The organism is Granulicella arctica (genome assembly GCF_025685605.1).
Lineage (GTDB): Bacteria > Acidobacteriota > Terriglobia > Terriglobales > Acidobacteriaceae > Edaphobacter > Edaphobacter arcticus.
Genome location: NZ_JAGTUT010000001.1, coordinates 1,626,846 through 1,639,072, shown reverse-complemented (window position 1 = coordinate 1,639,072; position 12,227 = coordinate 1,626,846). Strand labels below are relative to the sequence as shown.

12 protein-coding genes are annotated in these 12,227 nt (G+C 57.9%); 6 read left to right on the top strand and 6 right to left on the bottom strand.

Translation table 11 applies throughout. The features are described from left to right. Positions 1 to 31 precede the first annotated feature (31 nt). Together OHL20_RS06630 and OHL20_RS06625 are read left to right on the top strand one after the other, a co-directional pair. A complete protein-coding gene (locus OHL20_RS06630) occupies positions 32 to 1,387 on the top strand; it encodes a M16 family metallopeptidase (protein WP_263382413.1) in 1,356 nt (451 codons plus the stop codon). Further along, positions 1,384 to 2,790, top strand: a complete 1,407-nt coding sequence (locus tag OHL20_RS06625) for a M16 family metallopeptidase (protein ID WP_263382412.1) — start codon at positions 1,384 to 1,386, stop codon at positions 2,788 to 2,790. Before OHL20_RS06630 ends, OHL20_RS06625 begins: the two co-directional genes overlap by 4 nt. Before the next feature lie 106 nt (positions 2,791 to 2,896). Here OHL20_RS06625 and OHL20_RS06620 read toward each other — a convergent pair whose 3' ends face one another. Beyond that, a complete protein-coding gene (locus OHL20_RS06620) occupies positions 2,897 to 4,024 on the bottom strand; it encodes a YeiH family protein (RefSeq protein ID WP_263382411.1) in 1,128 nt (375 codons plus the stop codon). Between the two features lie 435 nt (positions 4,025 to 4,459). On the opposite strand from OHL20_RS06620, the gene OHL20_RS06615 reads away from it, so the two are divergent. Both OHL20_RS06615 and OHL20_RS06610 read left to right on the top strand, forming a co-directional pair. Continuing rightward, a complete protein-coding gene (locus OHL20_RS06615) occupies positions 4,460 to 4,714 on the top strand; it encodes a hypothetical protein (RefSeq protein WP_263382410.1) in 255 nt (84 codons plus the stop codon). A gap of 90 nt (positions 4,715 to 4,804) precedes the next feature. Continuing rightward, positions 4,805 to 4,957: a hypothetical protein gene (locus tag OHL20_RS06610; protein WP_263382409.1), complete on the top strand. Its 153-nt coding sequence runs from the start codon at positions 4,805 to 4,807 to the stop codon at positions 4,955 to 4,957. A 15-nt stretch (positions 4,958 to 4,972) separates the two neighbouring features. Here OHL20_RS06610 and OHL20_RS06605 read toward each other — a convergent pair whose 3' ends face one another. The 3 genes from OHL20_RS06605 to OHL20_RS06595 form a co-directional block, all read right to left on the bottom strand. Then, positions 4,973 to 5,566, bottom strand: coding sequence for a formylmethanofuran dehydrogenase subunit E family protein (locus tag OHL20_RS06605; protein ID WP_263382408.1), 594 nt, complete (start codon positions 5,564 to 5,566; stop codon positions 4,973 to 4,975). Between the two features lie 23 nt (positions 5,567 to 5,589). Then, positions 5,590 to 5,784, bottom strand: coding sequence for a YqaE/Pmp3 family membrane protein (locus tag OHL20_RS06600; protein ID WP_263382407.1), 195 nt, complete (start codon positions 5,782 to 5,784; stop codon positions 5,590 to 5,592). Between the two features lie 87 nt (positions 5,785 to 5,871). Beyond that, positions 5,872 to 6,564 (bottom strand): hypothetical protein, encoded by a 693-nt coding sequence (locus OHL20_RS06595; protein WP_263382406.1) that lies wholly within the window; start codon positions 6,562 to 6,564, stop codon positions 5,872 to 5,874. Positions 6,565 to 6,892: 328 nt separating this feature from the next. Here OHL20_RS06595 and OHL20_RS06590 point away from each other — a divergent pair, with 328 nt between their 5' ends. Continuing rightward, complete coding sequence (locus OHL20_RS06590) at positions 6,893 to 7,411, top strand: bactofilin family protein (protein ID WP_263382405.1); 519 nt, start codon at positions 6,893 to 6,895, stop codon at positions 7,409 to 7,411. A 58-nt stretch (positions 7,412 to 7,469) separates the two neighbouring features. Here the strand turns inward: OHL20_RS06590 and OHL20_RS06585 are convergent, their stop codons facing one another. Next, positions 7,470 to 7,850 (bottom strand): DUF2752 domain-containing protein, encoded by a 381-nt coding sequence (locus OHL20_RS06585; RefSeq protein ID WP_263382404.1) that lies wholly within the window; start codon positions 7,848 to 7,850, stop codon positions 7,470 to 7,472. Next, positions 7,847 to 8,533: a DUF4339 domain-containing protein gene (locus OHL20_RS06580; RefSeq protein ID WP_263382403.1), complete on the bottom strand. Its 687-nt coding sequence runs from the start codon at positions 8,531 to 8,533 to the stop codon at positions 7,847 to 7,849. The genes OHL20_RS06585 and OHL20_RS06580 overlap by 4 nt, the downstream gene beginning before the upstream one ends. 368 nt (positions 8,534 to 8,901) lie before the next feature. Between OHL20_RS06580 and OHL20_RS06575 the strand changes: the two genes are divergently transcribed. Continuing rightward, positions 8,902 to 12,174 (top strand): TonB-dependent receptor, encoded by a 3,273-nt coding sequence (locus OHL20_RS06575; RefSeq protein WP_263382402.1) that lies wholly within the window; start codon positions 8,902 to 8,904, stop codon positions 12,172 to 12,174. The last annotated feature ends 53 nt before the right edge of the window (positions 12,175 to 12,227 follow it).

Below are 12,227 nucleotides of genomic sequence, written 5' to 3'. Positions count from 1 at the left end.
TGGCGGGTTTGGGCTATCTTGGTTGCACACCATGAATCGATATCGGTTTCGCCCTGCGCTCTTCTGCCTGTTGTCGTCTGCGTTGTGTCTTCCTCTTGCCGGGCAGAGCTTTGCCGTGCAGGAACATACGCTCAAGAATGGGATGAAGGTGCTGGTTCAGGAAGACCAGACGATTCCAAATGTGGCGATGTATACGTTCTTTCGCGTGGGGTCGCGAAATGAGCATGAAGGGATTACGGGGATCTCACACTTCTTTGAGCACATGATGTTCAACGGTGCGAAGAAGTATGGGCATGGCGAGTTCGACACGAAGATGGCGTTGGCGGGTGGGGAGAATAATGCGTACACGTCGAACGATTTGACGGTGTACCAGGACTGGTTTCCGGCACCGGCGCTCGAGACGATCTTCGACCTTGAGGCGGACCGGGTGGAGAACCTGGCTTTCGATCCGAAGGTGATCGCAAGTGAGCGGCAGGTGGTGTACTCGGAGCGGCGGCTGCGGGTGGATAACAGCAATCCTGGCTTGTTGAATGAGCAGATGGAGGCGGCGGCGTTTACGGCATCTCCGTATCACTGGCCGGTGGTGGGCTGGCCGACGGATATTGAAGCGTGGACGATGGACGATTTGAAGGCCTACTTCGCGATGGGTTATTCGCCTTCGAACGCGACGATGGTGGTGGTGGGCGCGGTGAAGGCGGCGGATGTGTTTCGGCTGGCAGAGAAGTATATGGAGACGATTCCGGCGCATACGCCACCGCCTCCGGTGCGGACGAAGGAGCCGGCGCAGATCGGGGAGCGGCGGGTGTCGGTGGACAAGTTTGCGCAGCTGCCGCTGCTGGAGATTGGGTACCACGCGGTGGACGCAAAGTCGCCTGACTACTATGTGTTTCAGCTAATCGACAACCTGATGACGACCGGGCAGAGCTCGCGGCTGTATACGTCGCTTGTGGACAAGCAGCAGCTTGCGGTGTCGGTGAATACGTATATGTCGGCTACGTTCGACCCGACGCTGTTCCACTTTACGGCGCAGCCCCGGCAGGGTGTGACCGCGGAGACGGTGGAAGAGGCGATGGACGTGGAGATCGACAAGCTGGCGGCTGAGGGGCCGGGCGACAAGGAGTTGCAGAAGGCGAAGAACCAGGCGATCGCGGCGCACTATCGTGGGCTGCGCTCGATCAGCGGGCGGGCAGGGCAGATCGGGAACTACGAGGTGCTGTTCGGCGATTATCACAAGCTGGATGGGGTGGAGCAGGAGTACGCGAAGGTTACGGCGGCGGATGTGCAGCGCGTGATGAAGAAGTACCTGGTGAAGACGAACCGTACGGTAGCGGTCCTTGTGCCTACGGCGCAGGCTGCGGTGGTCGCACCGGCGGGAGAGGCGAAATGATGCGGTTTACAGTTGGACTCTTGGCAGTGGTTGGGATGGGTGCGATTGCTGTGGCGCAGTTACCTCCTGCGGAAAAGACGTTTGCGGTGTACCAGCTGCCTGAGGCGAAGCAGGTGAAGCTACCGAATGGGCTAACGGTGCTGCTGCTTGAGAAGCATGAACTGCCGCTGGTGAGTGCGGAGTTGATGCTGCGGTCGGGCTCGGTTGCGGACCCGATGGGGAAGGAAGGGCTTGGGGCGGTGACGGCGGACCTGTTGCGGAAGGGTACTGCGACGCGTTCGGCAGAGCAGGTGTCGGCAGATATGGACTTCATTGGGCTGGTGTACTCGGCGCGGACAACGCTGGACTATACGAGTGCTTCGGTTGATTTTTTGAAGAAGGATACGGACGCAGCCATGGGGCTGCTGGCAGAGGTGGTGCTGCATCCGTCGTTTCCTGAGGACGAGGTGAAGAAGCTGGTGGCGCAGCGGCAGGATGGATTACGGAGTGCGAAGGATAATCCGCAGGCGGTGCTGGGAGCTTACTTTATGAAGGCGCTGTACGGTGCGCATCCGTACGGACGGCCTGCGGGTGGCGATGAGGTGAGCGTCGGGACGATTACGCGGGCGGATGTGGCGGCGAGTTACGCGAAGAACTTTACGCCGGGGAACGCGGTGCTTGCCATTGCCGGAGACTTTGACGGCGCGGCGATGGAGGGGAAGGTCAAGGCGCTGTTTGGGGAATGGAAGGGTGCGGCTCCTGCTCCTGTGGTGGTGCCGGCGATGAAGCCGATGACGGGGAAGCGGGTAGTGCTGATCGACAAACCGGATGCGACGCAGACGTACTTCTCGATTGGCAATGTAGGGTTGGCGGATAACTCGCCGGACCGTGCTCCGGTGGAGGTAGTGAATACGCTGTTTGGTGGCCGGTTTACGTCGATGTTCAACGATGAGTTGCGGATCAAGTCGGGGTACAGCTATGGGGCTAATTCGAGCTTCCAGTTGCTGAAGGCTCCGGGTGCGTTTCGGATGACGACGTTTACGAAGAATGCGACGACGGGACCGGCGATCGACAAGAGCTTTGAGGTTTTGGCGCGGCTGCATGCACACCCGTTCAAGGAGGAGGATCTGACCTCTTCGAAGAACTATCTGCGCGGGACGTTTCCGCCTTCGCTAGAGACGACGCCTTCGCTTGCGCATGAGTTGGCACTGCTGTCGGTTGAGGGGCTGAGCCGGAAGGACTTCAACGCGGAGTTGGCGGCAGAGCAGGGGACGAGTCTGGTTGAGGCGAACCATGTGATCGATGCGGATTTTCCTGCGGATAACTATGTGATGGTGATTATTGGGAAGGCTAGTGAGATTGGTGCTTTGGCTCCGAAGTATGGCGCGGTGACGAGTAAGAAGATTGGTGATGCCGGGTACTGATTTTGGTGGGGATGAGGACAGTGCAAGTACAAATGCGGGGTCTCCCACTGCGCTTCGCTTCGGTCGAGATGACGAAGGTTTCTAAGGGGGAAACGCAGGTTCCCCTTTAGAGGTGGTAGAAGTGGTCGGCTCCTAGGACCAGGCCTAGGGTGATGGCGGCTATGGCGATTTCGCCTACGGCGCCTACGAGGAAGGGGCGGATGCCTTGTTTGCCGAGGTCGCGGAGGTTGGTGCGGAGGCCTACGCCAGCGAAGGTGAGCAGGAAGGCCCAGCGGGAAAGATTGCCTAGCGCGGTGAGTTGTGGCTTGTTGAAGACGCCGAAGGTAGCGAGCGTCGAGATGAGCAGGAAGCCGAGGACGAACTTGGGGAACTTCTGCCAGAGGAAGGCGGCCTTGTTGGCGACGACGGTGCCCTGTCCTTTGCTGGCCCAGTGGAGCGCGTACCCGAGGACGACGAAGCCGATGAGGGCGTTGCGGCAGGTCTTGGCGAGGACGGCGAACTTGCCTGCGGTGTCCGAGTAGAGGGCTCCGGCGGCGGTGGCCTCCGCGGTGTTATCGACGGCGAGTCCGGTCCAGAGGCCGTAGGCGTGGTCGCCCATGTGGAGGGCGTGGCCGATGAGCGGGAAGGCGAAGAGGGAGATCGCTCCGAGGGCGAGGATAGCGGCGATGGCGGTGGAGGAGTCTTCCTCGTCGGCTTCGATGGCGCCGGACATGGCGATGATGGCGGAGACGCCGCAGACGGATGACCCGACGGCGAGGAGTGTGGTGAGCTTTGGGCTGAGCTTGAACGCTTTGCCGAGGTAGGTCATGAAGAGGATGGAGAGGGTGAAGGCTACGGCGACGAGGATGAGTGAGATGCCGCCGAGTTTGAGGATGTCGCCGAGGATGAAGCGTGCGCCGAGCAGGATGATGCCTGCCTTGAGCCAGAACTCATAGGTGGCGACACCGGCGCGGAAGATACGCGGGAGGCCCACAGTATTGGCGATGAGGACGCCGAAGAGGATGGCCCAGAGGACGTATTCGATGTTCGGCAGGACGTAGTGGTGAGCCTTGCCGTAGCGCGTGATGAACTGCTCGACGAACTTGCCAGCATAGCCGACGACGAAGAGGAGGGCGATGCCGGGGAGCAGGCCGAGAAAGGTTACGGGCTCCTTTGGATCAGCGCTGGTCTCGGAGGCGGGGCCGTGTGCCGGGTACTCGCGGCGGAGATCGGGGAGTTCGGTCGAGATGGTCATGCGGGGCGGCTCCTAAGACTAAGTGCACAAACTTTTGCTTATTTTCTTTACCAGGGGACGAACTTAAGAATGCCGACGCGCACGGTGAGGGCGAGAGCGAGCGAGAGGATGACGGCCCAAGTATCGAGCGAGAGACGGCGGGTAGAGGCTGGATTCGACATGGAGAGAACTCCTGAGGGATGGCGTTGCGAGGAAGTTCGCGGCCATGCGGATTGAATTGTCGGACGGGATTGCGGGCGGCAGGCGTGGTGCTAGCGACAACAACACAGGACCGCGCTGTCGGTGAGGATCGCGGATTGGCCTGTCTGTGTCATGTGGTTGCAGTGTACACGAGGGCGTTTGGGCTAGAAGGCTGATAACCCGGGAGGCGCTGAAAGTTGCTCGCAACACGGGGCGGGGAAGGTGTGTTCAATCTGATGTGGCATGGAGGTAGTTATGACAATCTCAAACGTAAAGGCGATGGTCGCAAAGGTGCTTACAGCTGGTGTATTGGCGGGTGCGGTGATGATGGCAGTTCCTGCGAAGGCGGATGCACAGGCGATGCGGTTTGGTGTGCAGGTCGGCTATCCGCAGTATGGCTACTACCATAATGACCATATTCGCCGGGATGAGTATCGCCGGCATGATGACTGGGTGCGGGCGCGTGAGTATCGTGGCTATCGGCACAATGCGCCTTATTGGTATCGATAAGGTTTGATCGGAAGATGAGAGCGGCCTGGGAATGTTTTCCCGGGCCGCTCTTGCATCTGGCATACGGGTAAAGGTAGGTTTCCTTCGGGAATGACAACTAAAAAGGCAACGGCGAATGCGGGGGCCTCTCCACTCCACGTTGCTCCGGTCGAGATGGCGATTATTTTTGGTTGGGTGGAACTAGGCAAGGCAACCGCAGGTCCTTCGACTTCGCTCAGGATGACAGTGCTTTTTGCTGGTTAAAATGTGCTGTGGTGTTTAGGTTTTGCTGGGTTGGTAGTAGCGGCTCTGGGGGAAGGCGCAGCCCTGGCAGAGGGTTTGGCCGTCGCGGAGGGTCTCGCGCTCGTAGTTGATGCCTTCACCGCAAGAAGCGCAGGTGATGCGGGCGGATTTGTAGCCGGGCATCTCACGGGCGTGGAGCGGAACCTGGACCCACTGTTCACTGAAGAGGTCGGCTTCGGGGAGTTCGCGGTAGGCGAGCATCTGCTGTTCGTTCTTCTGCTCAATGTGCGGGTAGAGGTCGCGGGCGCGCTGCTTGGACGATTCGAGAGCGGCGATGCGGATGGCGCGATCGGTCTGGAGATCGAGGAAGGTGGCGGCCATCTTGCCCCAGTCGCGGAATTTGAGGGCGCGTTTGCCGAGGCGGCAGCCAGTGACGACGGCGATCGCATCGGTGGCGCAGCGGTCAATTTCGATGAAGGTGACGAGGCGCTTGCGGTCTTTGCCTTTAGGCTCATCGATGCCGAGGCGCTGGCAGCCGAGCATGGCCATGCGAACACCGAGAATCTGACCGGCGCAGAGATGACCGTGGGCGATCTCGGCCTCGTGGAGGAGTTCGTCGAAGGACTGCATTGCTTCGATGATAGTCGTGCGTGCTATCGAAGGTGGTGGACGGCTCGGTTGATCTTCTGGTCGGTCTTGTACTGGCTGAGCGCGTAGACGGCCCAGATGGTGGCGGGAAGCCAGCCGATGAGCGTGACCTGGAGGATGAGGCAGATGACGCCGGCGAAGGGGCGGCCGATGGTGAAGAAGGTCAGCCAGGGAAAGAAGAAGGCAATGATGAGTCTCATAACGTCTTTCTGGATAGCTTGCCGGCTTTGGTAGCGGCTATGGATAGTTTACGGATTTGTGCAGGGAAGGTTCCATCGATATCACTATCACTCGTCGTTGTCGCCTTCCTCAACGAGGGAGACTGATCCGACTACGTCGTACGTCGCGGAGGTGCCGCCGGTGGGCTGCATGGTGACGCGAACGGGGAGGCGTTGCCACTTCGCGGGCTGGCAGACCGGGATGAAGTGGTTGGCCTGGGGCCAGGAGCCGATGGTCTTCTGGACGACGGCGCGACGGCCGCCGAGTTGGGCGACAACAGCGAGAAGGTTGCCCTTGGCGGTAGGGGCGACTCCGCAGTAAGCGGCGTAGTCGCGGAACCAGGTGACGTCGGAGACGGTTGCGTCATAGTCGGGCAGATGTAGGGCGGTGATGTGGCCAGTGGTGCGGTCGACGAGGAGCCATGGGCCGGGCTGCCAGATCCATCGGGCAACGGCTTCGGTGGGCAGGGCGTCGTTGAGGCGGAGGGCTCGCCGAACGGTGAAGCTGCGGTCGGTGACGTCGTGGAGTTCGCCCAGTGTCCACTCTTTCTGGTGCTCGTCTACAAATAGCGCGCGGATTCTGAGGGTGGAGGACTCGTCGGATTTGTCGTCGGGGGTAGCATCGGGCGGCGTGTAGGGGACTTTACGGAAGGCGCCGAGGGTGACGGTGTGGATTTTCGGCGCGGCTGCGATAGCGGGTCCGGGAGGAAGAACGCAAGCGAAGAGCAGCAGGAGCACAGGAGCGGAGCGGAGGGTCTGCATGCGCGGGAGCTTAGCGTGTGGCGAACGGGAATGCAAGCCGGGTATGAGGGTGTAGCATCCATGCCTCGAAGATTTGCATCAATGGCCCATAAATTACGAATACTGGTGCAAAAAGAACGTGTGGGAATGGAGTTCTTTCCCGGTGTCGATTAGGGTTCGCGCTCTGTGGACTAAGATTTATGCAAACGCGCTCTTGATAGTGATTGCGAGTAGAATCGTGGTGAAACACGAGTCATCGTTTTGGTACGAAGCCCGCAGCGCAGTGACTGGATGCGGCAAATTTCAAGAAGCAATCTATCGAGAGATAAGGAAAGGAAGCAGCATTTCTATGTGGAAACCAAATCAGCCCGGAACCACCCCTTCTACCCCGGAGCCGGTTCGTCCGTCTACCCCGGCGACCCCGAGCTTTGAGGCAACCCCGACCCGTCCGGCGACGGCGGGTACCGCTGCTTCAGCAGCACCGAGCGGCGACCAGGCAACGATCGGCAAGTCGCTTGTGATTAAAGGCGAACTTTCCGGTTCAGAGTCCTTGTACATCGACGGCAAGGTTGAAGGTGCGATTACGCTGCCTGGCAATCGCGTCACGGTTGGCCGTAACGGCCAGGTCGCGGCGAACATCATTGCCCGTGAGGTTGTTGTGCTGGGTAAGGTTCGCGGCAATGTACAGGCTAGCGATCGTGTCGACATTCGCAGCGAAGGCTCGCTGACGGGTGATGTCATTGCGGCGCGCATTTCGATCGAAGATGGAGCGTTCTTCAAGGGCGGCATCGATATCCGCAAGCCGGGTGCTGCTGACGCCAAGGGTACGCCTGCTCCCGCTGCTGAGCCAGTTGCCGTAACCGCGTAGTTCGCAAGCATTTGAACACAAAGCCTCGGCATCTGCCGGGGCTTTGCTGCGTCAGGATTTATGCGGCCAGGTTGCGGATGACGGTGAAGATGGCTGTGATTGCTAGGAGGCCGTAGGTGAACGAGTGTGGAAGTTCGGGGAAGCGGAAGCGATCGGACGTCCATGCTCGATAGCAACAGAGTGCGGCGAAGGCGATCAGGAACGGCAGAAGCAGGACGAAGAGCGTGTTGAGGCGCAGCGCATCCGCAAAGTGGCAGTGAAGAAGGGCGGCAAGGGCGCGTGTCGCTCCGCAGCCCGGGCATTGCAGGTGCAGATACGTCTGAACAGGGCATCGTGGATAGAACGTGTACTGCGCTGGAGGGAAGCGCAGGAGGACGAAGGCTCCGATTAGTAAGCTAACCGGGGCGCCTCCTGCGAGAATGCGGCGGGTCCATTTCAAATGGCGACTCGCCGGAAGCGTAGAGCGTACTTGACCTCGTTGATGCGGCTGAGGTGGTACTGCAGATAGAGGCCGCCGAACAGGAAGGTCATGACGCCGCTGAGGCGGAGGCCGATCGGGTCTGGTCCGTTGAAGTGCTCTTCGAGCGACGCTTTCATCATGAAGAGAGCTACGATCCGAATGATCCAGGCGGCGACTCCAAGGACGCCGGCGAAGGGATGGTGGCCGTAGGAGTGGTGGTGATGGAAGGCGTAGAAGAGGCCGAACGAGGCGCCAGAGTTAATGAAGAGCAGGACAGCTCCTGCGATGTAGTAGAGAAGTCCCTGGCTGTTTGGCTGAACGCGCTTGATCCATGCGGCGATCACGATATCCCAGATGACCATGAAGAGGCCGCAGGTAAGGATGCTGAAGAGCAGGACGAGGACCCAGGAGAGGTTAGGTGGGTCCGGGTAAAGCTGCTTTGTTGCGGGAGGCGCAGTATTCGGTGAATATATGGGCGGTACGGCACTGTAGTTGCCGGTACCGACACTTCCTAAAATCTGCTCGACGGGGATCCACTCCAGCATCGCTTCGTTCTTCGCGAGATCGGTCAGGAGGACATTGCCGGAACGCACGTAGTGCTGAAGATCTTCGAGGGTATAGGGGCCATACATCTGGCCGTTGCGTGAGACGTGATAGCGCATTGAGAACTCCTGAGGCCACTCACTTGTAGTAACGATGGGAACTAGTTGTAAGTTCCATGTTGGGTCAGTTATCCAAGCAGATTATAAAAATCAGCCCTGGGAGCCTCTCATGCTTAGGGCTGTGTTCTCAGAGATTTCTCTTTTTCGAGATTGACATTTCGCAGTCCGGACGACAATCTCAGAAATTATTTTTCAAAAATAACGCTTGCAATTCCAAGCGTTCGCCCTTACTTTTTGTTAAACGCAAGTGAAAATATAACTTCCTGAAACCACTGAGACCTTCGGTTCAGGACACGACTTTTGCCAACAAGGACATCCTTTGCCGATGCTCCCACGGCACTTCTGTTTTTTCTTTGGAGACCTTCTTTATGTCACGTTGCTTCATCGGAAAGCTTTTCCTTGCTAGTATCTTTGCGTTTGTCTTCGGATCTGCTGTCACGCTTCCCGCATTTTCACAGACGTTCCGTGGTGGTATCAACGGAACCGTGAATGATCGTACCGGTGCGGCAATTGCCAATGCGAGCGTAACCGCCACACAAACAGAGACGGGCGTTGCGCACAGCAGCACCAGTTCGAGCGGCGGAGAGTTTCTGTTTCAGGATCTCCCACTTGGCAGTTATAGCGTGACTGTTTCATTCCCTGGGTTCTCAACAGTGAAGACGGACAAGATCGCGGTATCGGCCGGCGTTATTTACACGCTGCCAGTGAAGCTTGAAATTTCTACTTCTTCAACAACCATTGAAGTGGATGCAGCTGCGATTGCACTGGATACCACAAGCACCGTGCAAAACACTGTACTTGATGCGAAGACGGTTGAGGACATTCCACTTAACGGCCGTGACTTTACGCAGATGATCGCTCTTTCGCCTGGCTATGGCGGCTACAGCGGTGGCGGTTTCGGTTCGCTCAATGGCACACGCGCCAACCAGGTGAACTGGCAGATCGATGGCGTGGACAATAATGACTTATGGCATAACATTCCCGCCGTCAACCAGGGCGGCGTCTCCGGCATTGCCGGCATTATTCTTCCGATCGACGCGGTGGATCAGTTCTCAGCACAGACACAGGCCGGTCCTGAGGGTGGTCGTAACCCGGGCGGCACGGTCAACCTGACTCTGCGCGCAGGTACCAACCAACTTCACGGAACGGTTTACTACTTCAATCGCAACGAGCTCTTCGGCGCGAAGAGCCCCTTCTCAGACACCAAGCAGAAGGTTCGCAACTACAACACTGGATTCTCAGTTGGCGGTCCATTCATCAAGGACAAGCTCTTCGGCTTTCTTACCTTCGAGCATCAGCGCTTCGTCATCGGCGAGTCCGGTACGGCAACTGAGCCCTCGGTTGGTTGGCAAAACCAGGCGAAGGCGCTGCTTGCCACCAAAGGTATTGCGGTAAATCCTGTTATGCAGAATGTGTTGAACACTCTTTGGGGAACCAACGTGCTCGCGCAGGATACGGTCGGCACGGTCAACAATTTTCATTCCAGCGATCCCGAATTCGGCTACAGCTGGAATGGTCTAGCCAAGGTCGACTACACGCTCTCTGCCAAGGACACGCTCTCCGCTCATTGGTTTGTTGGTCAAGGCAACCAAGTAGCGCCTGCGGGCTCGCAACTGCTGGCCTACTACGAAGTCGCACCTATCCATGTGCACAATATCGCGATCGTGGAGAACCACGTTGTTTCCTCCACGATCACCAACCAGATATTGGCAGGCGTCAACTACTTCAACCAGGTCTTCGACGACAACCAGACCAATCAGAATGTTCAGAGCCTGGGTTTTATAACCGGTGCAACGTTCCCCAACGCTCCGAACATTACTATTACCGGCTTTGATCCGGTGGGCCAAACGCCACCTGAGGGCCGCAACGATATTACGGGCCACCTCACCGACCAGCTCTCGTGGGTGAAAGGCAAGCACCAGATGCGCTTCGGCGGCGAGTACCGGCAGGCTCAACTCGACGAGTTCTACCATCGTCATGCAACCGGCTCTTTTACCTTCAACGGCAGCCAGGTTGTTGCTGGCGCAACCGGACGCGTCAACGCACTCGCTGATTTCCTTGCCGGCCAGACCTCTGCTGCCAGCATTACCATCGGTGACCCTGAACGACAGGTGTTCGTCAACACGTGGTTCCTGAACGCAGGCGACTCGTGGCAGGTTAGCCCAAAGTTGAACGTCAATTACGGTGTCCGGTATGACTATGAAGGCCCACTCCACAACGAATACCAGAACATGTCCGTCTTTCGCCCCGCGCTGACGGCCAGCAACGGTCTGGCCTTCCAGGGAGTCCAGACCAGCTCGCTCTATCCCCAGTACTACAAGAACATCAGCCCGCGTCTTGGTTTCAGCTACTCGCCTGACTCAAACACCGTCTTGCGTGGCAGCTATGGCTGGTTCGCTGATACTCCCAATCTTAATCCTTTCCTTGATAACCGTCCCGGCAACCAGGCGCCTAACGGGGTTGAGGGCAATCCTGGCGGACCGACACCTGTCTATTCCGTGGCTGCCGCAAATGGCGGTAATAACACCACCATTCAACAGGGTGTTCCCATCTTTCCATCGTCGGTTGGCTATCCCTGCTCGGCGAGTTCAACCTGCGGCGTGTTCTCGGTCGTATCTAACTTTCGCCCCTCTTATAACGAAAATTACACCTTCAACCTGGAACATACACTCAACGGCAAGGTCATCGCGCAGATTGGTTATGTTGGATCCTCTGCGCGCCACCTATTGAGCTTGCTCGACATCAACCAGGCGAAGCCGGGCATCTATTCTGCCACTGCGGCAACCGCGACTGCACCCGCTGAGTCTGCTGACTTCTATCGGCAGCGGACGCGACCGTACTATGGTCAGTACGCTCAGTATGGCAATATCAACCAGATCTCGAGCATTGGGACCGCAAACTACAATTCACTTCAGGCGCAACTCCGAATCAACAATTACCACGGCGTCACTGCGCAGGCTGTCTATACTTGGTCACACAACCTCGATGAAGTCTCCCAGTATCGCGGCACACTGCCGCAGGACAGCACCAACTTCAAGGGAGACTACGGTAACTCGGACTATGACACCCGCAACAACTTCACGACGTTTCTAAGCTATGAGGTTCCGGGGTCACAGCATCTAGCGCTACTCTCGCGCGGCTGGCAGGTGAATGGGCTTCTCAACTTCCACGGTGGGCAGCCCTTCCAGATATTTGCCGGCACCGATAACAGCGGCACGAATGAAGGCTTAGACCGAGTCAGCCAAATCTCGAAGGCAAAAACCGGTATCAACGGCCAAAGCGCCAACGCCACTTGGATTGACCTTAGCAACTTCGTTCTTCCGGCCGCTGGAACCTTCGGCAACCTACGTCGCAATCAGTACTTTGGACCCGGGTTTTCGGATGTCGACTTCTCGGTTTTCAAGAACACGAAGATCAACGAAAGATTGACGATCCAACTAAGAGCTGAGCTCTTCAACCTCTTCAACCGTAACAACTTCGCTGCGCCGAGCATCAGCTTTGCCGCTCTAGCTAACGGCCAATTTGATAGTAAGAATGGAAGTGCAACGCTCAACGACACGATTGGCGATGCCAACGGCGCTCCCGGAATTGGATCTGGCGAACCGTTCAATGCGCAGTTCGGGGGCAAGATCATCTTCTAAACAGCATCGATTGACAACAAGGATGCCTCTACTCGTCGGAGTAGAGGCTCTTC

Bases quoted from the DNA above. Each gene is read 5' to 3' on its own strand.
- OHL20_RS06600 (WP_263382407.1), bottom strand. From the start codon at position 5,784: ATGAGACTCATCATTGCCTTCTTCTTTCCCTGGCTGACCTTCTTCACC.
- OHL20_RS06610 (WP_263382409.1), top strand. From the start codon at position 4,805: ATGACAACTAAAAAGGCAACGGCGAATGCGGGGGCCTCTCCACTCCAC.
- OHL20_RS06595 (WP_263382406.1), bottom strand. From the start codon at position 6,564: ATGCAGACCCTCCGCTCCGCTCCTGTGCTCCTGCTGCTCTTCGCTTGC.
- OHL20_RS06575 (WP_263382402.1), top strand. From the start codon at position 8,902: ATGTCACGTTGCTTCATCGGAAAGCTTTTCCTTGCTAGTATCTTTGCG.
- OHL20_RS06590 (WP_263382405.1), top strand. From the start codon at position 6,893: ATGTGGAAACCAAATCAGCCCGGAACCACCCCTTCTACCCCGGAGCCG.
- OHL20_RS06580 (WP_263382403.1), bottom strand. From the start codon at position 8,533: ATGCGCTATCACGTCTCACGCAACGGCCAGATGTATGGCCCCTATACC.
- OHL20_RS06615 (WP_263382410.1), top strand. From the start codon at position 4,460: ATGACAATCTCAAACGTAAAGGCGATGGTCGCAAAGGTGCTTACAGCT.
- OHL20_RS06625 (WP_263382412.1), top strand. From the start codon at position 1,384: ATGATGCGGTTTACAGTTGGACTCTTGGCAGTGGTTGGGATGGGTGCG.
- OHL20_RS06605 (WP_263382408.1), bottom strand. From the start codon at position 5,566: ATGCAGTCCTTCGACGAACTCCTCCACGAGGCCGAGATCGCCCACGGT.
- OHL20_RS06620 (WP_263382411.1), bottom strand. From the start codon at position 4,024: ATGACCATCTCGACCGAACTCCCCGATCTCCGCCGCGAGTACCCGGCA.
- OHL20_RS06630 (WP_263382413.1), top strand. From the start codon at position 32: ATGAATCGATATCGGTTTCGCCCTGCGCTCTTCTGCCTGTTGTCGTCT.